General features: G+C 35.0%; 27 protein-coding genes and 1 pseudogene. 5 read left to right on the top strand and 23 right to left on the bottom strand.

Going from position 1 to position 22,399, the window contains the following annotated elements; all coding sequences use genetic code 11:
• Nucleotides 1-2: 2 nt before the first annotated feature.
• The 6 genes from ABID46_RS11200 to ABID46_RS11175 form a co-directional block, all read right to left on the bottom strand.
• On the bottom strand, nucleotides 3-1,532 hold the full coding sequence (locus ABID46_RS11200) for a hypothetical protein (protein ID WP_354510112.1): 1,530 nt from the start codon (nucleotides 1,530-1,532) through the stop codon (nucleotides 3-5).
• A gap of 3 nt (nucleotides 1,533-1,535) precedes the next feature.
• Nucleotides 1,536-2,252, bottom strand: a complete 717-nt coding sequence (locus tag ABID46_RS11195) for an OmpA/MotB family protein (protein WP_354510110.1) — start codon at nucleotides 2,250-2,252, stop codon at nucleotides 1,536-1,538.
• Nucleotides 2,253-2,571: 319 nt separating this feature from the next.
• Nucleotides 2,572-3,414, bottom strand: a complete 843-nt coding sequence (locus tag ABID46_RS11190; RefSeq protein ID WP_354510108.1) for a hypothetical protein — start codon at nucleotides 3,412-3,414, stop codon at nucleotides 2,572-2,574.
• Between the two features lie 164 nt (nucleotides 3,415-3,578).
• The gene (locus tag ABID46_RS11185; RefSeq protein ID WP_354510106.1) at nucleotides 3,579-4,079 is read right to left on the bottom strand and encodes a hypothetical protein; all 501 of its coding nucleotides are present in this window, start codon (nucleotides 4,077-4,079) and stop codon (nucleotides 3,579-3,581) included.
• Between the two features lie 265 nt (nucleotides 4,080-4,344).
• Nucleotides 4,345-4,920: a phosphatase PAP2 family protein gene (locus ABID46_RS11180; protein WP_354510104.1), complete on the bottom strand. Its 576-nt coding sequence runs from the start codon at nucleotides 4,918-4,920 to the stop codon at nucleotides 4,345-4,347.
• Nucleotides 4,917-6,053 (bottom strand): aminotransferase class V-fold PLP-dependent enzyme, encoded by a 1,137-nt coding sequence (locus ABID46_RS11175; protein WP_354510102.1) that lies wholly within the window; start codon nucleotides 6,051-6,053, stop codon nucleotides 4,917-4,919. The genes ABID46_RS11180 and ABID46_RS11175 overlap by 4 nt, the downstream gene beginning before the upstream one ends.
• A 71-nt stretch (nucleotides 6,054-6,124) precedes the next feature.
• On the opposite strand from ABID46_RS11175, the gene ABID46_RS11170 reads away from it, so the two are divergent.
• On the top strand, nucleotides 6,125-6,643 hold the full coding sequence (locus tag ABID46_RS11170) for a hypothetical protein (RefSeq protein WP_354510100.1): 519 nt from the start codon (nucleotides 6,125-6,127) through the stop codon (nucleotides 6,641-6,643).
• 62 nt (nucleotides 6,644-6,705) lie between these two features.
• Here ABID46_RS11170 and ABID46_RS11165 read toward each other — a convergent pair whose 3' ends face one another.
• The 10 genes from ABID46_RS11165 to ABID46_RS11120 all read right to left on the bottom strand — a co-directional run bounded on the left by ABID46_RS11165 (nucleotide 6,706) and on the right by ABID46_RS11120 (nucleotide 11,888).
• Nucleotides 6,706-7,563 (bottom strand): VOC family protein, encoded by an 858-nt coding sequence (locus tag ABID46_RS11165; RefSeq protein WP_354510098.1) that lies wholly within the window; start codon nucleotides 7,561-7,563, stop codon nucleotides 6,706-6,708.
• Between the two features lie 133 nt (nucleotides 7,564-7,696).
• The gene (locus ABID46_RS11160; RefSeq protein WP_354510096.1) at nucleotides 7,697-8,404 is read right to left on the bottom strand and encodes a DinB family protein; all 708 of its coding nucleotides are present in this window, start codon (nucleotides 8,402-8,404) and stop codon (nucleotides 7,697-7,699) included.
• Nucleotides 8,405-8,442: 38 nt separating this feature from the next.
• Nucleotides 8,443-8,838 (bottom strand): VOC family protein, encoded by a 396-nt coding sequence (locus ABID46_RS11155; protein ID WP_354510094.1) that lies wholly within the window; start codon nucleotides 8,836-8,838, stop codon nucleotides 8,443-8,445.
• A 107-nt stretch (nucleotides 8,839-8,945) separates the two neighbouring features.
• Nucleotides 8,946-9,086 (bottom strand): hypothetical protein, encoded by a 141-nt coding sequence (locus ABID46_RS11150; RefSeq protein WP_354510092.1) that lies wholly within the window; start codon nucleotides 9,084-9,086, stop codon nucleotides 8,946-8,948.
• Between the two features lie 91 nt (nucleotides 9,087-9,177).
• Nucleotides 9,178-9,588 (bottom strand): DUF1801 domain-containing protein, encoded by a 411-nt coding sequence (locus ABID46_RS11145; RefSeq protein WP_354510090.1) that lies wholly within the window; start codon nucleotides 9,586-9,588, stop codon nucleotides 9,178-9,180.
• An 18-nt stretch (nucleotides 9,589-9,606) separates the two neighbouring features.
• A complete protein-coding gene (locus ABID46_RS11140; RefSeq protein ID WP_354510088.1) occupies nucleotides 9,607-10,038 on the bottom strand; it encodes an SRPBCC domain-containing protein in 432 nt (143 codons plus the stop codon).
• Nucleotides 10,019-10,522, bottom strand: a complete 504-nt coding sequence (locus tag ABID46_RS11135; protein ID WP_354510086.1) for a DUF4199 domain-containing protein — start codon at nucleotides 10,520-10,522, stop codon at nucleotides 10,019-10,021. The genes ABID46_RS11140 and ABID46_RS11135 overlap by 20 nt, the downstream gene beginning before the upstream one ends.
• A complete protein-coding gene (locus ABID46_RS11130) occupies nucleotides 10,519-10,944 on the bottom strand; it encodes a VOC family protein (RefSeq protein WP_354510084.1) in 426 nt (141 codons plus the stop codon). The genes ABID46_RS11135 and ABID46_RS11130 overlap by 4 nt, the downstream gene beginning before the upstream one ends.
• 18 nt (nucleotides 10,945-10,962) lie before the next feature.
• Complete coding sequence (locus ABID46_RS11125) at nucleotides 10,963-11,361, bottom strand: VOC family protein (RefSeq protein ID WP_354510082.1); 399 nt, start codon at nucleotides 11,359-11,361, stop codon at nucleotides 10,963-10,965.
• A gap of 5 nt (nucleotides 11,362-11,366) precedes the next feature.
• On the bottom strand, nucleotides 11,367-11,888 hold the full coding sequence (locus ABID46_RS11120; protein ID WP_354510081.1) for an SRPBCC family protein: 522 nt from the start codon (nucleotides 11,886-11,888) through the stop codon (nucleotides 11,367-11,369).
• Nucleotides 11,889-12,020: 132 nt separating this feature from the next.
• Here ABID46_RS11120 and ABID46_RS11115 point away from each other — a divergent pair, with 132 nt between their 5' ends.
• Nucleotides 12,021-12,995: a GlxA family transcriptional regulator gene (locus ABID46_RS11115; RefSeq protein ID WP_354510079.1), complete on the top strand. Its 975-nt coding sequence runs from the start codon at nucleotides 12,021-12,023 to the stop codon at nucleotides 12,993-12,995.
• Nucleotides 12,996-13,011: 16 nt separating this feature from the next.
• Here ABID46_RS11115 and lptB read toward each other — a convergent pair whose 3' ends face one another.
• Both lptB and ABID46_RS11105 read right to left on the bottom strand, forming a co-directional pair.
• Nucleotides 13,012-13,740 carry an LPS export ABC transporter ATP-binding protein gene (gene lptB, locus ABID46_RS11110; protein ID WP_354510132.1) on the bottom strand — a complete coding sequence of 243 codons (729 nt, stop codon included), beginning with the start codon at nucleotides 13,738-13,740 and terminating at the stop codon, nucleotides 13,012-13,014.
• 48 nt (nucleotides 13,741-13,788) lie between these two features.
• The gene (locus ABID46_RS11105; RefSeq protein ID WP_354510077.1) at nucleotides 13,789-14,655 is read right to left on the bottom strand and encodes a cupin-like domain-containing protein; all 867 of its coding nucleotides are present in this window, start codon (nucleotides 14,653-14,655) and stop codon (nucleotides 13,789-13,791) included.
• Between the two features lie 103 nt (nucleotides 14,656-14,758).
• Here ABID46_RS11105 and ABID46_RS11100 point away from each other — a divergent pair, with 103 nt between their 5' ends.
• Both ABID46_RS11100 and ABID46_RS11095 read left to right on the top strand, forming a co-directional pair.
• Entirely contained in the window at nucleotides 14,759-17,002 is a 2,244-nt protein-coding gene (locus ABID46_RS11100) for an OmpA family protein (protein WP_354510075.1), read from the top strand.
• Nucleotides 17,003-17,050: 48 nt separating this feature from the next.
• Nucleotides 17,051-17,356: a thrombospondin type 3 repeat-containing protein gene (locus ABID46_RS11095; protein ID WP_354510073.1), complete on the top strand. Its 306-nt coding sequence runs from the start codon at nucleotides 17,051-17,053 to the stop codon at nucleotides 17,354-17,356.
• 58 nt (nucleotides 17,357-17,414) lie between these two features.
• Here the strand turns inward: ABID46_RS11095 and ABID46_RS11090 are convergent, their stop codons facing one another.
• The 5 genes and pseudogenes from ABID46_RS11090 to ABID46_RS11070 form a co-directional block, all read right to left on the bottom strand.
• Nucleotides 17,415-18,173, bottom strand: coding sequence for a GLPGLI family protein (locus ABID46_RS11090; RefSeq protein WP_354510071.1), 759 nt, complete (start codon nucleotides 18,171-18,173; stop codon nucleotides 17,415-17,417).
• 68 nt (nucleotides 18,174-18,241) lie between these two features.
• A complete protein-coding gene (locus ABID46_RS11085; RefSeq protein WP_354510069.1) occupies nucleotides 18,242-18,706 on the bottom strand; it encodes a hypothetical protein in 465 nt (154 codons plus the stop codon).
• Nucleotides 18,707-18,823: 117 nt separating this feature from the next.
• Entirely contained in the window at nucleotides 18,824-19,984 is a 1,161-nt protein-coding gene (locus ABID46_RS11080) for a glycoside hydrolase family 26 protein (protein ID WP_354510067.1), read from the bottom strand.
• Nucleotides 19,985-20,085: 101 nt separating this feature from the next.
• Nucleotides 20,086-20,475 (bottom strand): nuclear transport factor 2-like protein, encoded by a 390-nt coding sequence (locus ABID46_RS11075; RefSeq protein ID WP_354510065.1) that lies wholly within the window; start codon nucleotides 20,473-20,475, stop codon nucleotides 20,086-20,088.
• A 9-nt stretch (nucleotides 20,476-20,484) separates the two neighbouring features.
• Nucleotides 20,485-20,847 (bottom strand): annotated as a pseudogene (locus tag ABID46_RS11070) (DUF2200 domain-containing protein).
• Nucleotides 20,848-20,978: 131 nt separating this feature from the next.
• Here ABID46_RS11070 and rlmD point away from each other — a divergent pair.
• Nucleotides 20,979-22,397, top strand: a complete 1,419-nt coding sequence (gene rlmD, locus ABID46_RS11065; RefSeq protein WP_354510063.1) for a 23S rRNA (uracil(1939)-C(5))-methyltransferase RlmD — start codon at nucleotides 20,979-20,981, stop codon at nucleotides 22,395-22,397.
• The last annotated feature ends 2 nt before the right edge of the window (nucleotides 22,398-22,399 follow it).

Below are 22,399 nucleotides of genomic sequence, written 5' to 3'. Positions count from 1 at the left end.
TATTAGTTTCTTCTTCCGTTTAATTTGCTAAGTTGTTCTGTGAGTTCTTCCAAAATATCTTCTTGTTTAGAAGATGCTCCTGCTAGAGATTCTGCTGTTTTTGTTAAAGCGTCTGTGTATTTGCCTAAATAGGTTTCAAGACTTTCTCTAACTGTTGCTTGATAGCCTCTTAGTCCTGTGTCAAGGTCGGCAAATACTTTTGACAAGCCTTTTTCAATAATCTCAAACTTCTGTGCGTAGTCGGCAGAAACGCTCTTTGCCGTTTCTAATGATTTTTGAATTTCTGTAATTGTATTTAGGTTGTTTTGTAAGAACTGATTAGAATGTTTTGAAAATTCATTTTGAGATTCTCCAAATCTACTTGACGATGTATTGATTTCCTGCGACACGTTTCTAAAGACGGAAATAACTTTTTCTAATTCTGTTTGAGCTTGATTAAGTTTTGATATACTTCCGTTTACTTCGGTAGAAAGTCCGTTCATTTTTTCAATACTTGTATTGAAAGCACTCAAAAGATTTTCAGAAACTTGAAGGTTTTTAGATTGTTCTGTTAAAAGTGTCTGTTGACCAGATTGTAAATCTCCAACTTTGCTTCGCAGAATTTCGCTCATATCTTCAACTTGCTTTCTCATTTGATTAGTAGATTCTTCCGACTGAGAAAGAGTTTGTTTTGAAATTTGCTGAACCACTTCTTGCAAACCTCTGAAATTTTCATTGAGGTTGTCAGTCATATTTTGTAATTTGATTGGGAAATCTGTCAATGAACCACCTGCTTGTCCAAGTAATCCTGCTAAGCGTTCCATTTCATTTTTAGTATCTCCGCTCATCGAAGTTTTAAATTCTTCAATCATTTTACCCATTGATTCCTGTAATTCCTTTACAATATTTTGAGTCATATCGGTTGCAGGATCTTTCAGCTTATTACCTAAAGATTCTATTTCGGCTTTTACTAATTTTAATTCCTCAACAACTGCTCCTGCAGGATTATTAAAAACCTCTTCAAAACCAGCTGATATTGTCAGAGCTAAATCAGAAGAAAAGGTTTGTAAAGAAGTTGATTGTTTTTGGGATTCCTTGTAAATATCACGCAAAACATTCCCAGGTTTTATGGTATTTCCGTTTTCATCAGTAGAAACAAAATCGTTTCTTAGTTCTTTTATGGCTTCAATTAAGTTGTTGATCGCTTGAGTTTCTTCGCTCAAAACACCTTCTTCTAATTTTTTCTTTTTGATGTTTGTCCAAAAAGAAAAACCAACTAATAAAGCAACTCCAAAAATTGATACAAGGAAAGCGGTCTTCAATCCGTTCATCAATTCGGGAATACTTTTTTCAATATTGTTACTGTCAAAATTCCACAAACCGATTGCAATACCTAGAAATGTAAACAGAATTCCTAAAGTAGGAAATAGGTTAGGAATAAAGTCAAATAAATGTTCATTGTTGTTTTCCTTTGTTCTTTTATTAATATATAGACCTGCCCAAATTGCAAATGCAGATATAATTAGAATTCCAGCTATAATTTCAAATGTCATAATTTACTCGATGTTTTTTAGTGCCTCGTTAATAATCGCTTCACTTGTGGTTACTATTCTAAATTCAACACGTCTTGATTTATCATTGTCAATTGGTTGCTTACTGTCAAATGAAAGTTTATAATCTTTGTCAACCGTTCTGCCATAGGAAAGTCCATTGGCTGTAAGCCAGTACTGTAACCTTTCTTTTTCTGTTGGTTGTAAATTAATAAAGCAGTTTTGAGAACGCAAAAAAGCTAAAACATTTCTTCCTCTGTCTTGTGAAAGTTTCATATTATCAATGTATGGATCGCTTGTCAACCCAATTGGCTTTGTATCTGTGTGACCTTCGATTCTGATTTCCGCTATTTTGTCTTTGTATTTTTCCTGTAATACAACCGATAGATATTTTGGAAGAAAATCGGTTAAAATGCTTTGAAAATGAGGTGTGATTTCAGATTTCCCTGTTGGAAAAAGCACTTGCGGATTCGTAAATTTTATAGACAAGTCATTGTCGAGTTTCAAATCCCATTTCGCAAAATCGTCTTTAAATGCCTGATTTAACTCGTTGTATAACGCAACTTTTGACTCCTCGTAGTCTTTGAATATTTGATTCTGTTCTTTTTGTCGTTTTTCTACCAATGCCATATATGAAATGGACATAAATAAAAAAATGACCATTAAAACCGTCATAAGGTCGGCTAAGGGAATCCAGTGACTATCCTTTTTTGTTCCTGACATTTGTACTAAAATTCAATTTGATTAACGCTTGATGTGTGGTTGGGTAAAAAACAAATGTGGTGCAATGGGTTGGCTTGGTGCGTTGGGTTGCACCTCTTTTGTTTTTTTGAAGCGTTGGCAGTTTCGTTCATCTTTCTTTTGTTTGTTGAATTTTGGTACGACTGTTCAAATAGGGTGTCGCATAACGGTTTGCGGCTTGGCGTAGTGGGGGCTTTTCAGCACTAAACTTGATACGAAGCTCGCAGTTCAAATTTAGAACAAATTTTCATACGAAGAACGTCCGCCCCCATTATGCCAAACCGCTGTTATAGGCAAGTGCTTATTTTCGTTTTGGTATTGTTCGCCTGCTACTTGGTTCAATTTCTTTTGTTACAATTTCCTTTATGTCGTCTTTTAGTTTTTTGTAGTCAATGTTTTCTTTGTAAGTGTATTGATAATATGAACCACTTATTGTTGCTTCGTCAGTTTCCATTTGTTTTTCTAACAAATAGTCAAACTTAGCATTTTTGCTGTCTTGGTGATACATTAAAACGTGAAACCTAAAAAGTTGGTCTTTATCTGTTCCGTCAGGGTTTGTGCTGTAAACATAATAGACGATTTTGGTAAAACTACTTGAAAATCTGTCTTTGGGTAATTCAGGATACCATTCATAGCCCCAAATGTTTTTGTCGTTTAGTTTGAAGAAGTCAAAATTATAATAGCCGTCAATTCCTTCTGGTAATTTCTTTTCCTTGTATGCTTTGTAAAGAATGTCTCTGTGTTTTTTCGCTTTGTCAAATTGTCCAAGTCCGAAATACGAAACGATAATGTTTTTGTGCATCCAAAATTCTTTTGAAGCAAATTTTTCGTCAAAACGACTTTTTCCTTTTTCTATTAGTTCAAGAGCTTCAAGTCCATATTTTAGAGATGTTTCAAATTGTTCTGTCATTCGGTTCTGACTTTCAAGTTCCGAAGTCGCACCCACATAATACCAAAGAATGTAATCATAAAGCGTGTCTTTTTTGTCGCACTTTGGTTCTATTTCTTTTAAGATTTTGTATGCTTCCAAGTAATTGTCAGCTTGCAGTAAACTGTCTGCCGTATGATACTTGGTTGAAATTTCTGTCTGTCCGAAAGCGAAAGTTGCAACCGTCAGTAAAATAAATGTTAGTGTCTTTTTCATTGTCGTGTCGTTTTTAGCATTGCCTATAACGTTTCGGGGCTTTGCGATGGTGGGGCAATCGAAGCACAAATCTTCAATTTTGCAAAAAAGCTGAACCGAAGAACAACCGTTGAACTTTGCAGTTTCGCCCCACTATCGCAAAACCCTTGTTGTACGATGTTTTTTTAATCTTTATTTGTTTTTACCCAATTATCATTCAAATTTTCAATTTCGACATTATATTCAAGATAATTTCTAAACGGTCCAAAATCGAAAATTTTATTTATTCTAATATTTTTTTTGTTGTTTTTCCAGTTTATATAATATTGCTTTTGAATTTTTTCAAATTTGTTTTTCTTGTTCCAGTATAAAGTTTCTACGTCATAATATTGAACTTGTGGGTCGATTTTCATAAGGTAAATGGGAAAATTTAATAATGAAATTAATAGAAAAATTCCTGTTATTAAGCCTATAAAGTATTTAAGAATTTTATTTTTTATTTTCCTAAGACGTATAAAAATTAATATTGCGCTATAAAAGCAAAAAACATTAAATAAAATACCAAAAATCCTATTTGTGTTAGATGATTTAAATTCGAGATTTGGGAAAATCAAATAAACTATACCTATTACAAGAAGAATGGTTAAAGTTAGAATTAGATTTATGTCATTTTTTTTGTTTGGCATACTTGTCTGGTAAAATATCGTACAACACACAAATATACGCAATAAAGCCAAATTATACAACACTGAAAATCAGTCGGTTAAGCGTGTGTGAGTTGCGCATTTTATGTATTTTTTATAGTAAAATATATTTTTTACGTATTGATTTTTTCTCAAAAGAAATTGCTTTTTATTGGCTATTTCATTCAGCGCTAGGGATTGCAGTGGAAATCCTTGTTAAAATTTTGTTTGGCAAGATTGTAACGGAAAGCCCGCTCGAGCGCCCAAATCATCCGAACAAGATATAGGCCAGTCCAACACAGCTCCCGATTACTGCTCCACCAAGAATTTCGGCAATGCTATGTCGTTTCAAATACCATCTTGACCAGGCCATGAGGCAGGTGAAGATGAACATAAATATACCGAAAATTGGATTTAGCGAAAAAATTAAGCAGCTTAAAAATAGTGTAAGCGAAGTATGTAGAGATACTTTGCTAAAAAAATTGGCGGCGTAACATACACTCATAAGAGTAAAGGCAAATACGAAAGGTTGGATAATATAGGCAGGTTGATGAGTAATATACAAAACCAAAATAAGCAAGACGAATAAGATCAATACCAAGGGGAAAAATCCTTTTCGCTGCTCTCTGTCAGACACATCAAAATTGGTGTATTTTCCTTTTTTGGTGCCCAAATACAAGCTTACGGCAATGGGTACAAACAGTGCCAAAACAATCAATCCAGATAACCATAAGGCCTTTGGAAAGGTTTCGTGCGTGAATAATTGATACACAATGAATATAGGAAATGTCAACAAGGGATGCGCTAAATTGGAAATGGCATGAGCCAATTTTTCTACTTTCATTTGATTGAATTTTCTAATGCTGAAAACAATTTCTTTAAATCTTCTGTTGTATTAAAAGCATTGAACGAATAACGTAAGTAAACTTTGTCGCCATGTGGCATAATGGGAATTTGAATCTGATGCTTATGATAGAGTTCGTCGTGCAATTTTTTGGGATTGCTGCACTCGATTTCGGCACTGAACATTTGCCCAATAAATTCGTCGGTCAAGGGAGAAAGTGGATTTGTTTTAAGAATGGAACAAAATTCTGGCGCATACTCTTGAACGATTTTTCGACAGGATTTTGAAACACTAACCCAATTGTTCTCTTGCATAAATTCAATGGCTTTGGGAATCGTACATAAAGCAGACAAATCTCGTGTTCCTTGCATTTCGTGATAGTCCAAATACTGCGAATGAGAAGGGAAATCGGCTTTGTAGCCCCAACTAACAACCAATGGATCTAACCATGATTGATGGCGAGAATTGCTGTACAAAAAGGAACTTCCTTTGGGAGCCATCATCCATTTATGACAAGCTCCAACATAAAAATCGGGGTTCATCTTTTGCAAATCAACAGGTACATGCGCAGGTCCATGCGCACCATCTACGAAACATAAAATGCCATGTGTTTGTGCCAATTCGCAAATTTCCTCTACTGGAAATCGTAATGCCGTGGAACTGGTTACATGACTGATGAATAGTAATTTGGTTTTGGGATTGATTCCTTTGGCAAATTCTGCAACGAATTCTTCTTTGGATGTTAAGGGTAAATTTACTTTTTGACGAATGTATTTCGCCCCTGATTTTTCACAATAATATTCCCAAGTTCGATCACATGCTCCATATTCTAAATCGGTTGTTAAAATTTCGTCTCCAGGATTTAATTTCAAATTTTTGGCTACGATGTTTACTCCGTAAGAAGGATTGGTAACGCAAACCAAATCATCGGCATGACAATTTAAATATTGTCCCAGTGCTTCTCGAGAATTTCGTAAATAAATAGGAGATTTATCAACTATAAACGAAACGGGTTCAAATTCTAATTCTCTTTGAAATTCTTGGTATTTCTCAAAAATAGGCATGGGGCAAGCTCCAAATGACCCGAAATTTAAGAAAGTAATGTCTGGATTTATTTGGAATAAGTTTTTCATTGTCATGAGAATTTATAGTTTTGGTACATCATTTGAATACGGTGTAAAAGAACAAATTAAAATTAGATAAAATGAAAAAACTTCTTCCTTTTCTTGCCTTGATTTTCTTTGGATTTTCAATGCAAAGTTGTGTTTCAGACGACGACAATGGTTCCTATACGGATTATGATACTTATTCTGTTGTATATGAAATTTCCAATGCCAACTTCTCATTAGTAAATGGTGTTTATCAGATTTCGAGAACCTTTTCTCCAGAATTGTACGAATACGATATGGTATTGGTTTATATGCAAAATGGAACCACCCAAAACGGTGCTCCTATCTGGCAACAAATTCCCATTACATTTTATTTAGATAATGGTCATGAAGTGGATTATAGTTTTGATTTTTCTCGATATGATGTCGTGATTACTGCTGGTGGAACCTTTGATCTTGGCGGAACGAATTACATTTCTAATAAACGATTTAGAGTATTAGTCGTTCCAGCTGATCCTCCTGGAAGAGGAAATGCAGAAGCTGTTGATTATTCCAATTATCAAGCGGTAATTGACCACTATGGTATCAATGATCAACAGGTCATTCAATTATAAATGAAGTAAATTCTTACTGAATTGAAAATGTCCGATTCTTATGTAGAATCGGACGTTTTTCTTTACTGTATAGCTCGTAATTTTTCTATGTTTATTTTGGTCATGATTCGCAATTGAGCGACGACTTTGAGATTGATGGCTGGGTTAACAATCCAATTATTCATTTCTTTGGGAACAATTTGCCAGGAAATCCCAAATTTATCTTTCACCCATCCCGCTGGATTGGTCGTTCCGCCAAATGCAAAAGCATTCCAATAATAATCAATTTCTGCTTGGGTTTCGCACTCAATGGTAAAGGAAATTCCTGGTGAAAAATCAAAAGGTTGCTCGGTAAAACTATCGGCCATACGTATCAAATACTCATTCAAATACAAGCCAAGATGCTTGACCAATTTTTTAGAGGAATCTTCCTCGTAACGTAAAATTTCATCACGTTTGGAATGTTTGAAAACTTCCATATAAAAATTGGAAGCCAATTCTGCTCGTCCAGAATTGGATTTCCCAAATTGAAGAAATGGGGAGATTTTTTGATGCTTTGATGCTTGACTCGTGGAAGTAACCAATTGCCAAGAAATTCCAAACTGATCTTGTAACCAGCCAACGGTATTTTTTGAATCATATAATTCCAAAGGAATCATTACAAGTCCGCCTACTTTTAAGCGGTTCCAGATTTTTCGTAATTCTTCTTCTGTTTCGAAGGAAACCATAAAGGAAACCGCTGGATTGGAACGATGATCTGGATGATTGGTGTTGATGATTTTGAAGAGTTGATTCTCAATTTCAAACAATGTGAATTGGGCAACTTCCATCAAAATTTTCCCATTCCCAAAGGTTTCTATATAAAAATTGGCCGCAAGATTGGCTTTGTTATCCAATAAAATGCACGGATAAATGCTTTGGTTATTAAAATCAAAAGTCATTTTTACTTACTAATCGTATTAGGTTGGTGGTGGTTCTAAAATTAGTCCAAACTTAAAGAAAAAATGTTAATTTATTCACAATTAAATATTTAGCTAATTTTATCTTTTGATGAATGACTTTGAATGCTCTGTTTTATTTGGCTTTCGGGAAATTTGGATGGTTTTCAACTTCTTGAATTTGTAAAGTATGTCGTGCAGTATGGCCAGGAATAAACAACATAAACTGATAAGCATCAATTGAACCAATCGGAGCAGCAACCACATGATTTCTTAAATCCTCCATGGAGTAATTTTTCAATTCTCCTAGGATGTTTTGTTGATTTTTCTCTAAGGCTGCCAATGCCGTTTGAACATCCTTGAATTTCCCAGTTGGTTGCATTTCTGCTGGAGCTTGAGCTTTGAAACTTCGGTTTACCATCATGGTCAAAATATCATTATCAGAAGATTTAATTTCGCTTCGTTTTTCTGAATTGGGTGTTTGTTTCATTGTTTCACTAACATACCCAAATAATTCGGGTTGAGTTACGGCAATATGCTCGACACATTCCAAAATAGACCATCGGTCGGGAGCTGTTTTAAAATTCAATTGTTCTTCGCTTAATCCCTGAACTGCATTGGCTAAATTTCGATAAGTTTCATTGAAATAATTCTGAACAAATTCTTTGTTATGCGCATCCGGAATTCCCGTAGGCGCATCCTTTGAAGCTGAGCGTGGAGTTGTGGAAGTTCGAACTGCTGAATTCTCAACATTTCTGTCGTTGGAATTCTGGGAATTTGTAGATTGGGTTGTTTGACAACTTAGGATTGTTAAGATTCCTAATGCCATAAGTGTATTTTTCATGAGAATAATTTTTAATGATGAATTGGTTATAGAGTATTTTAATAAGGTTCAGCCATTCCGAAAACGGCTCCAGCCAAATCTTGAACAATGACGTACATCAATTTACCTTCTTTAGTATGGTATTTTTTGATCAGTTTACCACCCAGTCCCAAGGCTTTTTGAAGGGATTTTTCGACGTTTTCAACCGTTATATAAACAATCCAAGTGGGAGGCAGGGATTGATTGACTCCTTTTAAATGACAAATCCCAGCAACAGCTTTTCCATCAGGAGATTTCATTACATAATCTTCATAAGCATTATCACCTTCTTTCATGGGAATTCCTTCTGAAGTCCATCCGATTAAATTTTCATAAAATCTTTTGAGTGCTTCCGCGTCTGGGACAGTAATGTCGGTCCAATTTATTGTCCCGATTTCTTGCTTTTTCTTTTCCATTTTAAAATTCTTTTAGGATCCATATACACAATTAATTTTTTAATTTTCCCGTTTTCAAACTTAAAAACATCACAAAATCAAATTTTACGTGAATTTTGGTTTTTAGTTTACGACAAAACAATTCCTTCTACACAGAAGTCTTGAATTTCTGTGGAAAGTCGGTCTACATGTAGTAACTGTTTTTCTTCATCATTTTCATTATTTAGCTCTCCTTCAAAATCCTTTTCCGAGAATTTTCCTATTGTCATGAATTTCCCAAATCACATCATCCCATAAACAATCCAAAATTTTTGTGTGATCTCATTTCTGAATTCATAGTTTCGTTTCTAAGTGTTGAAATTAATTCTTTGGGTTAGGCATTAATTTTTCCAACTTGCCTTTTCGTTTGACCAAATTTTTATAATCCCATTGAATTTGAACTGATTTATGAAGCCATCTATTTAAATCTTCTAAATTTATTTCATCGACAGACTGATAGAAAATAGAGGCGTCTTTGAATTTTTTTCCTCGAACCGATAAGTTTGCTTCCTCAAAGTCGGCACCGCTCCAAAACATTAAGCGCATTCCTCTTTTTTGTTTGCTAAATCCCACAATCGGATTTTCCTCAATGAACCAAACGGGAAGCGCATGCCATATTTTTGAATTTGCTTCAGGAAGCATTTGGTCAATAATTTTTTGTAACAAATGACCTATTTTTTGCTCTTCCGTAGATTCTAAATGGTCAATATAAGTTTGTATTGATTGTTCCATAATCGTTTCAATTGGTTTTTAAAAATCAAAGGCTCCTTTTCGAAGGTGAATTTTATACTCCATCCAGGCTTTTAAACAAGCTAAAAAATTGGCCCAACCCTCGGTTTGTCCAATTACCCACTGAATCCCTTTCTCATCGTTTTGATACCCCATTTCATGAACCATGACAATCGTAGTTTCAACTGATTGTTTTTCGAATTCAATCAATACTTCAGAATTTGAATCCCATGAAAAATGGATTCGTTGATTGGGAATGATTTCCATAACTTCTACTGGAAAACTTCCTTCAAATTCGGGGAATTCCCAAAGAATTTCATTTCCCATTTCCAGACGATTGGAACCTTTTGAAATGAAATAATTTTTCATGATTTCGGGATTCACAATCGCCTCAAATACGGCTTGAAGCTGTGCTTGAATTGCAATTTTCGCCTTAGCTGTTAGCTTTTGCATGATGCTTGTTTTGTTTTAATAAATAGGCCATAATTGCCGAAGCTACAAGTCCAAATAGGGCAGAGAAGAGGGTACTTTTAATCATGTAATTTTCAAGATTAAATAGTTGTTCCGCTTTTTCTAAAGTCATGATATTCTTTTCTACCACATAGTGGATGACATTTTCAAAATAATCGGGTGTAATGACGGTTGAAATGATATACTGCACCAATGGTGTTAAAATGGTGATAAATCCAGTCATAATAATTCCCGATTTGAATCCATCTTGGAAACCAAAATTTGAGGAATAAGTAGTTTCTCTTCTTTCACGAATTGCCCAATAAAAAAGCAACAAATTGGGAATCAAAATGAACATCGTCACATAGGGTTGCAACGTTAAATACCGATTCGGGTCATGTAATCCTACGACCTTTTCACCCAATATCCATAAAAGAGAGAGAAGTGAAAAAAGAATTGCCCATTTTAATTCAATTGTATATTTCATGAGCCGTGATTGGGTAAAGGATAGGAAATCATCCAATGAATACCAAACTTATCGACAAACGATCCAAAATAATCGCCCCAAAACATTTCCTCCATTGGCATTTCCACTGTTCCACCAGCCGAAAGTCCAGTGAATAGTTTATCTGCTTCTTCACGTGAATCTGTCGTGATGGAAATATTGTTGTTGTTTCCTTGTTTCAATACATATCCCATACTTGGCAAACAATCAGAACCCATTAAATGTTGTTTTTCATTGATCTGAATAGCAACATGCATTGTTCGATTCTTTTCATCTTCTGGTACTTCAAAGTCTGGAACATTGTTCATTTTTTGTAAGAAGATTTCACCACCAAAAACAGAATGGTAAAAACGGAATGCTTCTTCTGCATTGCCATCAAAATTTAAATAAGGATTTAGGATCATAATTAGATATTTTTTAAATTAAACCATAGAATACAAACCAAAAGCGTTTCCTTCAGTATCAATACAAATGGAACAAAATCCATGCTCACCCAATGACATTTTGGGTTGTTGAACTTTCCCGCCAGCTTGCTCTACTCGCGACTCCTCAACCGCACAATCTTCGCAAGCAAAATATACAATCGTATTAAGATTGGGATTGCATTCTGTTTTATCCCCAGGCATTTCAATCAAAGCGCCAGACACGCCATTTCCTGTTTCTTCCATGCTGGAAAAAAAAGACATTTTCATAGCGGTGTCTGCTTCTCCTGGAGGAGTAATGTCTTGGAAGGTATTTCCTAAAACTTGCGAATAAAAAGCTTTCGCTCTTTCTATCTCTCTCACATAGATTTCAAACCAACAGATGATATTTCTGTCCATAGTGTTTATTTTTTTTGTTCTAATTTTCGTTTTAAATTTTCTAAACCTTCTTGAAAATCCTTGTCCATCTTGTAAACCAAATTCATCAGATTGTACGGATATTGCGATTTTCCAGTAATTCCCCAAATGACTTTTGTTTGATTGGGATTGATACTCTCCGTTTTCAAATAACTCTGTGCGGGTTCCCCAAAACCAAAATCTAATTCCGTTTCGATTCCAACACCTTCATCCACTTTGGTGATTTTCTGCGAACCTTGATTTAGCACTTCGCTATCCCAACGGTAGATAAATCCTTCGGTTCCATCGACGCCTGTTGAAGTGGTTTTCATATTGGGGTCCATTAATTGCCATTTCCCAAATTCATCTTGATTTTTGACCAATTTGATATAGTCATACACGACAGATTGCGGTTGATCAATGATGATTTCACTCTCGGCTTTCATTTCTTTGGGAGCGATCGCTGCAATAAGAAGTACTAGCAAAATCAAACCAATAACTCCAAATAAAAAGTATTTTAAAAATTTCATAATGAGCGAATTAATTCTATTAAAGGTATTGAAAATATTTATTTCTACTTCAAAATTCAGAAAAAATCCTTAGACTTGTCATGGCAATTTCTGCCATGTTTAGGGGTTAAAAATGACAAAATTGAAAACAAAATGAAAATTGGATTTTTAGTTACAGAAAATAGAAGATTGCTTAGCTTGGTGGCAGCTTTAGACTTTTTTGATATGACCAAAAGATTTCTGTCAGAACAAAGCTCTTCTGAGCAATTGGAATTGATTTTAATTGGGATGGAGCAAAAGCATCCTTTTGAAAAGGATTATCCAGGAATTCCCTACAAACAATTGGCGGAAACGATAGAATCCTTGAATATCTTAATCATTCCAGCATTTTCGAGTTATGATATGAAATCCAATATTTCTATGAATGTCAATTTTATTCCTTTTATGGCTCAACAATACCAACAAGGTGCTCATTTGATGAGTTTGTGTACCGGATCATTTTTACTTGCAGCCTCAGGTTTGCTAAATGGTAAACAAGCTACGACTCATGTCGATGGAATTTCGGGTTTTAGTGAAGCCTTTCCAGATGTAGCGTTGAAACCAGAAGCCATCATAACAGAAGATTCTAGAATTTTCACTAGTGGTGGAGCAACTAGTTCCTTTCATTTGAAATTATTCATTGTTCAGAAATTTTTTGGACGCGAAATTGCTTTACGAATTGCCAAAGCATTTGCCATTGATTTGGATCGTGATAATCAATTGTATTTTGATCAATTTCGACCGAATTTGGTGGAATCAGATGATTTGGTAAGACGAATTCAATTGTTGATTCAAGAAAAGTATTTCGAAATCAAAAATTTGGAAGAAGCACTAGAAGAAATTCCTTCCAGTAAACGAAATATCATTCGTCGATTCAAACAATCTACTGGTTTGACACCGATTCGCTATTTGCAAAAAACGAAAATTGAAGCGGCTAAGAATCTTTTGGAAACGACCAATAAAGACATTGTAGACGTGATGGTTTCTACTGGATACAACGATATGAAAAACTTCCGAAATCTTTTCAAAACCTTTACAGGATTAACTCCGACAGCTTATCGTGAAAAATATGGTATGCGATTGAGTTAGCTTTGAATAGATTCTTTTAAATCTGTTGAAATGTAAAATTCTCTCCCAAATAGACACGACGAACATCTTTGTCATTGGCCAATTCTTCAGGAGAACCTTCTTTCAGGATTTTCCCTTCAAACATGATATAGGTTTTGTCTGTAATCGCCAAGGTTTGCGATACATTGTGGTCGGTGATTAAAATCCCGATGTTCTTATGTTTCAACGAACGAACGATTTTTTGAATATCCTCAACCGCAATTGGGTCAACGCCCGCAAAAGGTTCGTCCAGCAAAATAAATTTGGGTTCGGTTGCCAAACATCGCGCAATTTCGGTACGGCGACGTTCACCTCCCGACAATAAATCTCCACGATTTTTGCGCACATGTTCTAAGCTGAATTCCTCGATCAATTCGTCGGTTTTCTTTTGTTGTTGTGCTTTGGATAATTTGGTGAATTGCAAGACAGATTTAATGTTGTCTTCAACCGATAACTTACGAAATACAGATGCTTCCTGTGCCAAATAACCGATTCCTTTTTGAGCTCGTTTGTACATGGCATCGTTCGTAATGTCCAATTTATCCAAAGAAACTTTTCCAGAAGTTGCTTTGACCAAACCAACAATCATATAAAAAGAAGTGGTTTTTCCTGCTCCATTAGGGCCTAGTAAACCAATGATTTCTCCTTGCTCTACAGAAAATGAAACATTTTTCACTACGTGCTTGCTGCCGTAGTCCTTTACCAAATTTTCTCCTTTTAATACGATTCCCATTGGGTCAAAGATAATTGTTTTTCTATTCTGATTCAAAAAAGCTTAGGCAGATACGCGTTTGTTGGTTCTTGAAATGGCTTTTTCATTTTTCCATTCAATCCAATTTTGACCTTTCATTTTACGCATCAAATTATCATAATTACGCATGATAAAGATGTTGTAAACTGCTTCCGATAAATTTTTAGGTTTATGCGCAAGAGAACGCAAACTCATGGAAAATCCAGGCGTAATATACTTCATATAATGCCACCAACCTTCAGGCATATATAGCATTTGACCATGTTCCAAATCAGTAACCATGGGCTTCACATGTTTCAAAGCTGGCCATTTTTCAAAATCGGGATTGTCAAAATCGATGTCTTCTCGACATATAACCGAATAAGGGATTTTGTACATGTACTTAGTTTGATCGGGTGGTACGATGATGCATCGCTTTTTACCAGCAAAATGAAAATGTAAAATATTGGCCAAATCAATATCATAATGCATGAAGACATTGGATCCTTCACCTCCAAAAAATAACATAGGAAGACTTTTGAACAAATTCAATCCCAAATCTGGCAATTGATAATCGCTTTGAAGTTCTGGAACTTCTTTCATCAAATTATACAAAAAGATGCGTAAATCGGTTGGTCCTTGATTCATCAAATCAATGTATTCGCTCATTTTCATACGAGCGACTGGTTCATTCACTTTTTTGGAATAATCAACAGGATCGTTGTTGTACAAGGGAACGATTTTATCTCCGGCAACTTTTTTCAAGTAGTCAAAATTCCATTTTTCATAAGCGGGCCAATCCTGAATGAGATTCTCGACTACTACGGGTTTTTGAGGTTTAACATACAGATTTTGAAAATCTTTAGCTGAAATATTGGACAGTCTTTCTACCTGTGAAAATTCAAATTGCATAACCTTAATTTAACAGGCAAAATTATAAACAAATTCCTTTCCAAATTTTAATTTCTATATGAAATAGGTCAATTTTAAGTACCTTGCGAAAGGTTTGCTAGGTATGAAAACGAATTTCTCTCTCTTACTGTTTTTGCTAGGAATTTTTCTTTTAGGGCAAGAAAAACTTATTCCTCAGTTTGTTTCCGAAACTGGAAAGGTTAGTTTGACTTCACAAAATTTGGAAATTAATGTGATTGGTACCACTGCAGATGTACGATTGTATCAATCTTTTCGTGCAAGCGAAACCCAAACAGCATCCTATTTGTTTCCGGTTTCAACCGAAACTTCTTTGTATGAATTGATGGTCTATTATCCGAATAAAATTCTTTCAATGGATATTCGAAATATGGACAACATAAGGAAACAAGTTTTAGCCGAAAACAAAAAAGGAAAAAAAATCCAACTCAATCATAGCGCAGATTCCCATTTCATCAAATTAACGCTTAAAGATCTTCCGCAAAATGAAGAAGTAAAAGTGGTCTTGAAATATATGCAGAATTTGGAAAAAGAAGCAGAATGGAAGTTTTTAAATATTCCATCCTTTATTTCAGATTCTTACGACTTGGAACTAGAAAAAACACATTCACAAATCAATATCATCAGTCCGACGCCTATTTTTGATACAGAAATCAATCTGGCTGATGCCAAAATCAAATCGGTTTCGAGTAAATACCAAGAAATACAGTATGCTGGAAAGGATTGGAATTCTCCTATTCAACTAAAATTTCATACGCGAGGAGATCAAGCTGACGCTGGAATGTTGGTGTATGAAGACAAGGGTTGCCGTTATATTTTGGGAGTAGTAGAACCTCCAAAAGTTATCGATCCCGAACAAATTGCGCCAAGAGAATATGTTTTTGTGATGGATATTTCAGGTTCTATGCAAGGATTTCCCATCGAAACCTCCAAAGAATTGGTCACGAGAATTTTATATGATTTAAAACCCGAAGAGAAATTCAATATTTTATTTTTCGCAGGAGGAAGCGATTTCTTTTCCAGTCAATCGGTTTATGCAACGCCAGAAAACATCGATTTGGCTATTCAAGCCATCAATCAACAAAAAGGAACTGGGAAAACCAAAATCAGCGATGCGCTTCAAAAGGTTTATTCCTACAAACCCGATGCTTCCTACAATCGTGTTGTGGTTTTGGTGACAGATGGTAAATTGATGGAGGATCGAACCTTGTATTTGAATTTGAAATCGAATTTGAAATTTGCGCAATATTTCTGTTTTGGAATTGGCTATGATGTTGATCGTAGAACCATCCAACAATTGTCCAATGCGATGGGAACCGAATCGGTTTTGATTACAGAACAATTAGAAGCTGAAGTGGAAATGATGAAATTTTTTAATTTGATTCGAACGCCTTTGCTACGCCACATAGAAGTTCAGTCCAAAGAATTGAATTTGCAAGAAACTTATCCCAATCAGTTCAAAGGATTTTTATCAAGCGAATCTTCTAGTTTTGTGAGCAAGGAATGTAGTGGTATGCGCGATCCGAAGTTGATTTTAACAGGAATCAATGGGGAAGAGAATTATCGCGAAGAATTTCGATTGCCCTCTCAAACAAAAAATGATGAATTATCCATCTTAAAATTGGTATGGGCAAAGGAAAAAATTGAATTTCTGTTGCAAGAAGAAGAACGTTGTGGCAAACGTTGTTATGATGATGGGAAATTTAGAAATCAAATCATCAGAATAGGTGAGGAGATGAACATTGCAACGCCATATACTTCCTTTATTCAAGAAGGATACAACAATAATAATGGAAACAAAGGTCGCAAAGATTCTTTGTATGAAAATCCGTTTAATTCTTTGACATTTCAGAATGATTTCGATTCCGATTTTGACCGAATTCCCAATACGCATGATGAATGTCCGTTTGATAAAGGAACGATTGATCGAAAAGGTTGTCCAAGAACCAAAGAAGAGAAAATTACCTCTGAAATTAACCGAATGTTTGAAGGAATTGAATTTGATTTCGATTCCTACCAAATCAAGTCAGAATTTTACGACAAATTGAATACTGCAGCAGAAATCATCAAAAATCAAGCGAATCAAACATATATTGTGGAAGGACATACCGATGCAGCTGGAACGCCAGAATACAATAATAATTTATCCTTGAATCGGGCAAAATCGGTTTTAAATTACTTGAAAGAAAAAGGTGTCAATGTAAGCCAATTGACCATTGTAGGAAAAGGCGATACAGAATTGCGTCATCCAGAATGTCGTCCTCATACGGTTTGTGATGATCAAAAGAATTTCGAGAATCGTCGTGTGATTTTCAAAGTTGTTCCTTAAATTTGACAAGCATGACAACAACTTCTACCTAATTTTAAATTATTGATTTTGAAATATTTCACTTTAATAACAGTACTAATTGCATTTTTGACTGCATCTTGTTCTACCCAAAAGCTAAATGAAAAATTGGTGGATTCAGACCTAGATGGAGTACATGATGTGCGTGATGCTTGTCCAAATGAAGCCGGTTCTATATTCAATTTGGGTTGCCCTATCGAAAACAATCAATTGACATTGAGTCAAATTGATCAATTGAAATCAACCGATACCGATTTAGACGGAGTGATGGACGACAAAGATGAATGTCCACTTCTGTATGGATCACCTTTTAATCAAGGTTGTCCTATCGATTAAATAAAAATAAAATCTAGTATTTACATAAAAAAAGCTCCGAAATTCGGAGCTTTTTCATTTATTCTGTATCTACGCCACCGCCGTACATTTCTTTGTATTTTTCTTGAAGTTCTTTCATGTCGGCCATGAATTTTTCTTCGGTCACAACTTCACCTTTCGTTGGTTTGGTAATTTTAATTTCTTCTTCCTTCACCGCCACTTTCACAGCATCGATGATGATATCTGTTCCTGCCATGTTGAATTCCGCTTTTAAGACCAATCCAGGCAATCCCCAAACACGGTCTGGACCATCTTTGATGGTTAATTTTGGGGTGTACCAAGCAACAATAGAAGTAGAGTCATTTAACTCACCAGTCGCTTTGTAAGTTGGGAAACCTGCAATTTCTGCCGATTCCTTTGAAATTTTCCATTTGTAATCCCTTAATTCCTCCTTAATTAAATAGGATTTACCAGCATTCATAGGTTTTAAGTAATACTTCTCAGCTATGTTTTTATACAAAGCTTCTTTATCCATCGCCGTCATTTGAGCTAGAATCAAACCAGCAGGAGATTGATCATTGTTGATTTTCTCTTGTAATTTGTATTCAGATTCAGAACCATTGGTTTTCAATTTGTAGTCCATGAAAATTCCATTCTTGATTTCTTGACGCAAAGGTTCTTCAACCTGTGATCTCCATGCAGCAGGAACATTTTTCAATACTTCTTCCGCATCCAATTTCATTTCCATTCTGTAGTCAATTTCCATAAATTGCGTTTTGTTTTGAGCATTTAACCCAAAAGCAATCAACAAGGAAAAAGCAAAAAATATGTTTCTCATAATTAAAGTGTTTGATAAATAAGTATTCATTTAGATTGAATTGTTACAGAAATTTCGAAAAATTCCACTTAGTTTTTCAGAATTGTGGAATGTAAAAATTCTATTTTCCATCCGTCTTTTGATCGAACTAAAATCGCACTTTCCAACCATTTCATTTGGGCAATTTCCGTATCATTCATCGTGAAAGTTGCCGTATGATAAAACCCAATAATCGCTTGATTATCTTTGATCTTGGTGCTTAGGAGATCAAAATCATTGATTCGGTTAAATCGATGCTGTTTGTTTTCTTCAGACTGATACATAGCTTTTTGATTTCGAACAAATTGCTGAATCGAATCTAACGTAAAAATTTCACCATTTTCAAAAATCTGAACGTCTTCTGTAAAATAGATTGGAATCTTCCTCTCATCTAAATTTGAAAACACATCTTGAAACATTTGTTCGATGGTTTTTTGAATTTCTGTTTCATCTAGACTTTGGGCTTGTAGGATTCCGAAACTCAACATCAAGAGTAAACTTGCGATTATTTTCATATAATTTTAGTGTTATGAATTCTGTAATTTACTTTACAAATCTAATTCCAAAATTTCTACAAACAGAAAAAGTAAATAACAAAGTCGCTATTTCCTTTTAAGTAAAATTGATGAGGGTTATTGATACAAATTCATATGTTCACCTTCTGCTTGATATTTCGGCATTTGAACAAATTGAATAAAATCTTGTTTTAAAGCATTGTTATTCATTCCTGCGTATGGGACGTAAAATTCTGTATTCTGATAATTTGTCCAGAACATAATGGAAGCAACTGGCGCTCCAACTTCTGTAATGGCTTGATTAAGCTGGGTAAAATAATTGGATGTTGTAAGATTTAATTCTCCTGTTTCTGCCCAAACTATCGGTTTGTTTTTGGCTTGTCCAATGGACTTTAAAATTCCTAAATGATTTTTCAAGGTTACCCAATCTGTACCATGTCCATTGTTATTTCCATAATATCCATCGAAACCAAGTATGTCTACGACATCATCTCCTGGGTATCTCGCCATAAAAGTCGATTCATTTTGAAAATAACCTGGTGCATAACAAACCAACATATTGGTCAAGCCTTTATTTCGTAAATATTCAATCGTAAATCGAAACAATGTTTTATAATCGGCATCTGAAGATGCAGTTGAGCCCCACCAAAACCAATTGTGATTGGCTTCGTGATAGGGACGAAAGATAAAAGGAATCGGACTTCCATCATTGGATTTTAATTTGGAAAATTCAGTGTAATATTTGTCCAAGAGATTTTTGTATTGATCATGCAAACTTCCGCCTGGAATCATTTTGGCTACCAAACCTGGCGTTGCATCCCAAGAATTTCCTTGATTGTCCAATCGGTAGGGATGCATGCTAAATGTGTTGACCCCACCGCGCATAAAGGCTTTTTTTGCTTCATCCATCGTTGTATCAAAACTCACATAATCATAAGTTTCATTTGGATTATCGGGTCTCGGAGACATTTCCCAACCGTACAAAGCTGGAAATTTCCCAGATACTTCTTTGAAATCACTATGATTGGGCATTTGCCATAAACGCCATCCCACACCTGCAATGGTTGTTGCTTGATGACCTATCAAAATATTTCCTTGTTGAGCATTTTGATCTAGATTGGTTAATAATTTTTGAGCCGAACCAGAAATTGGCGTATCAATCGGTTCTTCAATTGGGTCCTCTTCGATTGGTGTTTCAGCATTGTCGTCAGAACTACAACTTCCCAAAAACAACAAGAAGAACAAACTCAAAAAAATCGAAATAGTATGTTTTTTCATGATTTAAATTATTTTAAATCAAATCTATGATAGAATCAGAATGCTTGTTATTGAAATTTCATCAACTGCGAATTTGGGTTGAGGAATGAACTTTGAAATACCTATGAGTTAGTTCTGTCTATAATTTGAATAATTTTATTCTGGAAGAAGACAAATTCCGATTCGCCATGCATTATCATCGCATCTCCTGATTTTAAATCGTCTCGTAAATCTTGAGCCAAAATTCCTTCGAAATGGATCTGAACCTTAACAGTTGTTCCTTCAAATTGCCAATTACTAGGTGTTTGTCTACGCTTAAAAAAAATAGATTTTGCTAATTCTGCATGTTCTTTAAATTCACGAAATCCAGTTAGTTTCAAAACAATTCTTCCATCTACTTGGTGTTCAAATTCTATCGTTTGGTCAAAATTTTCCATCATTCGTTCTACATCCATTTGATTGTAGGCGTTTAGATAATTTTCAATAATTCGTTTAAAATTAGATGGAAACATGTTTTGTTGTTAAGTTCGTAATATTTTCTCTAAGGTTTTACCTTTTGCCAATTCATCTACTAATTTATCCAAATAGCGAATTTTCTGCATCAAAGGATCTTCAATTTCTTCTACACGATAGCCGCAAATTACACCTTTTATTTTGGAAACGTTGGGATTGAGTAAAGGAGCATTCTTAAAAAAGTCTTCAAAGGTTGTTTGGTTTTGAAGAATTTCTTGAAGCCTAAGTTCATCATATCCCGTCAACCAAAATATAATTTGATGCAATTCTTCTTGCGTTCGTCCTTTCTATACCACCTTATTTACATAGTGCGTATAAACACTTGAAAACGCCATTTTGAAAATCCTTTCATTGTTTTTATTTGTTGACATTTGTTTGCAAAGATTGAGATGTTTTTGGTTCAATTTACAACAAAAAATCGACTGAAATTAAATCTCTAATTTGAATTTCATATAGTCAAAATCCCATTTCACACTTGGAGCAGAAAAACTATCTTTGCGCCATGGGAAGAAAACAAAGAAAAAATATCTTTCTTGAAAATATAGAAGTATTACGAGCGGGAGCGAAAGGTGTCTCAATTGGAAAAACAGAAGATGGAAAAACAGTCTTGATTCAGGATGCTGTTCCAGGCGATGTTGTGAATGTCAATGTACACAAAAAGAAATCCAGTTATTTAGAAGGAAAAGCAACCGAAATCCTTAAAAAATCTCCGTATCGAGTAGAACCCAAATGCATTCATTTTGGTGTTTGCGGAGGATGCAAATGGCAAAATTTGGATTATGCAGCTCAATTGCAATTCAAACAAGATGAAGTTGCCAATAATTTATTACGAATTGGCGGATTTCAAGATTTGGAAATCACCCCAATTTTAGGATCTCAACAAGAATACTATTACCGCAACAAATTGGAATATACCTTTTCCAATTCTCGTTGGTTAACGCTAGAAGAAATTCGTGATACCGAAGCTTCCTATACACGCGATGCACTTGGATTTCATATTCCTGGCCAATGGAGTAAGGTGTTAGACATCCAAGAATGTCATTTGCAAGAAGAACCATCCAATGCAATTCGTTTAGAAGCCAAACGATATGCCATTGAAAAAGGATTGGATTTTTATGATTTGAAAAATCAAGATGGATTTTTACGAACTCTCATGATTCGTTCCAATCAAAAAGGAGAATTTATGGTTTTGGTTCAATTCTTCCGTGAAGAAGAAGAAAACCGAATAGCCTTCTTGCAAAATTTGAAGGATAAATTCCCACAAATCGTTTCCTTATTGTATGCGATCAATCCAAAAGGAAATGATTCCATCTATGATTTGGATATCCAATTATTTGCAGGAGAAGATCATCTGATGGAAGAAATGGAAGATTTGAAATTCAAAATCGGTCCGAAAAGTTTCTATCAAACCAATCCCAAACAAGCCTATGAATTGTACAAAATCACACGAGATTTTGCTGATTTAAGCGGAGATGAATTGGTGTATGATTTGTATACCGGAACAGGAACAATTGCTCAATTTGTTTCCAAAAAAGCACGAAAAGTAGTAGGAGTAGAGGCCGTTCAAGAAGCGATTGATGCTGCCAATGCAAACGCAGAACGCAACGGAATCACCAATTGTACGTTTTACTGTGGTGACATGAAAGACATCTTTGATGATGCTTTTATTGAAGCCAATGGAACACCAGACGTGATCATCACCGACCCTCCAAGAGATGGAATGCATAAAAATGTGGTAGAAAATATTTTGAAAATCAATCCGAAACGTGTCGTGTATGTAAGTTGTAATTCTGCAACTCAAGCGCGAGATTTGGAATTGATGAAAGCGCAATATAAAATTGTGAAAACCCAACCGGTTGACATGTTTCCACAAACGCACCATGTTGAAAATGTTGTACTTTTGGAACGTATTAACAACTAATC

This window comes from Moheibacter stercoris (assembly GCF_040545805.1).
Classification (GTDB): Bacteria; Bacteroidota; Bacteroidia; order Flavobacteriales; family Weeksellaceae; genus Moheibacter; species Moheibacter stercoris.
The sequence above is the reverse complement of the archived record's forward strand: the minus strand, read 5'-3'. Positions and strand labels throughout refer to the sequence as shown.

Excerpts from the sequence above, each read along its gene's own strand:
- ABID46_RS11200 (WP_354510112.1), bottom strand. The coding sequence starts at position 1,532 with ATGACATTTGAAATTATAGCTGGAATTCTAATTATATCTGCATTTGCA.
- ABID46_RS11195 (WP_354510110.1), bottom strand. The coding sequence starts at position 2,252 with ATGTCAGGAACAAAAAAGGATAGTCACTGGATTCCCTTAGCCGACCTT.
- ABID46_RS11190 (WP_354510108.1), bottom strand. The coding sequence starts at position 3,414 with ATGAAAAAGACACTAACATTTATTTTACTGACGGTTGCAACTTTCGCT.
- ABID46_RS11185 (WP_354510106.1), bottom strand. The coding sequence starts at position 4,079 with ATGCCAAACAAAAAAAATGACATAAATCTAATTCTAACTTTAACCATT.
- ABID46_RS11180 (WP_354510104.1), bottom strand. The coding sequence starts at position 4,920 with ATGAAAGTAGAAAAATTGGCTCATGCCATTTCCAATTTAGCGCATCCC.
- ABID46_RS11175 (WP_354510102.1), bottom strand. The coding sequence starts at position 6,053 with ATGAAAAACTTATTCCAAATAAATCCAGACATTACTTTCTTAAATTTC.
- ABID46_RS11170 (WP_354510100.1), top strand. The coding sequence starts at position 6,125 with ATGAAAAAACTTCTTCCTTTTCTTGCCTTGATTTTCTTTGGATTTTCA.
- ABID46_RS11165 (WP_354510098.1), bottom strand. The coding sequence starts at position 7,563 with ATGACTTTTGATTTTAATAACCAAAGCATTTATCCGTGCATTTTATTG.
- ABID46_RS11160 (WP_354510096.1), bottom strand. The coding sequence starts at position 8,404 with ATGAAAAATACACTTATGGCATTAGGAATCTTAACAATCCTAAGTTGT.
- ABID46_RS11155 (WP_354510094.1), bottom strand. The coding sequence starts at position 8,838 with ATGGAAAAGAAAAAGCAAGAAATCGGGACAATAAATTGGACCGACATT.
- ABID46_RS11150 (WP_354510092.1), bottom strand. The coding sequence starts at position 9,086 with ATGACAATAGGAAAATTCTCGGAAAAGGATTTTGAAGGAGAGCTAAAT.
- ABID46_RS11145 (WP_354510090.1), bottom strand. The coding sequence starts at position 9,588 with ATGGAACAATCAATACAAACTTATATTGACCATTTAGAATCTACGGAA.
- ABID46_RS11140 (WP_354510088.1), bottom strand. The coding sequence starts at position 10,038 with ATGCAAAAGCTAACAGCTAAGGCGAAAATTGCAATTCAAGCACAGCTT.
- ABID46_RS11135 (WP_354510086.1), bottom strand. The coding sequence starts at position 10,522 with ATGAAATATACAATTGAATTAAAATGGGCAATTCTTTTTTCACTTCTC.
- ABID46_RS11130 (WP_354510084.1), bottom strand. The coding sequence starts at position 10,944 with ATGATCCTAAATCCTTATTTAAATTTTGATGGCAATGCAGAAGAAGCA.
- ABID46_RS11125 (WP_354510082.1), bottom strand. The coding sequence starts at position 11,361 with ATGGACAGAAATATCATCTGTTGGTTTGAAATCTATGTGAGAGAGATA.
- ABID46_RS11120 (WP_354510081.1), bottom strand. The coding sequence starts at position 11,888 with ATGAAATTTTTAAAATACTTTTTATTTGGAGTTATTGGTTTGATTTTG.
- ABID46_RS11115 (WP_354510079.1), top strand. The coding sequence starts at position 12,021 with ATGAAAATTGGATTTTTAGTTACAGAAAATAGAAGATTGCTTAGCTTG.
- ABID46_RS11105 (WP_354510077.1), bottom strand. The coding sequence starts at position 14,655 with ATGCAATTTGAATTTTCACAGGTAGAAAGACTGTCCAATATTTCAGCT.
- ABID46_RS11100 (WP_354510075.1), top strand. The coding sequence starts at position 14,759 with ATGAAAACGAATTTCTCTCTCTTACTGTTTTTGCTAGGAATTTTTCTT.
- ABID46_RS11090 (WP_354510071.1), bottom strand. The coding sequence starts at position 18,173 with ATGAGAAACATATTTTTTGCTTTTTCCTTGTTGATTGCTTTTGGGTTA.
- ABID46_RS11085 (WP_354510069.1), bottom strand. The coding sequence starts at position 18,706 with ATGAAAATAATCGCAAGTTTACTCTTGATGTTGAGTTTCGGAATCCTA.
- ABID46_RS11080 (WP_354510067.1), bottom strand. The coding sequence starts at position 19,984 with ATGAAAAAACATACTATTTCGATTTTTTTGAGTTTGTTCTTCTTGTTG.
- ABID46_RS11075 (WP_354510065.1), bottom strand. The coding sequence starts at position 20,475 with ATGTTTCCATCTAATTTTAAACGAATTATTGAAAATTATCTAAACGCC.
- rlmD (WP_354510063.1), top strand. The coding sequence starts at position 20,979 with ATGGGAAGAAAACAAAGAAAAAATATCTTTCTTGAAAATATAGAAGTA.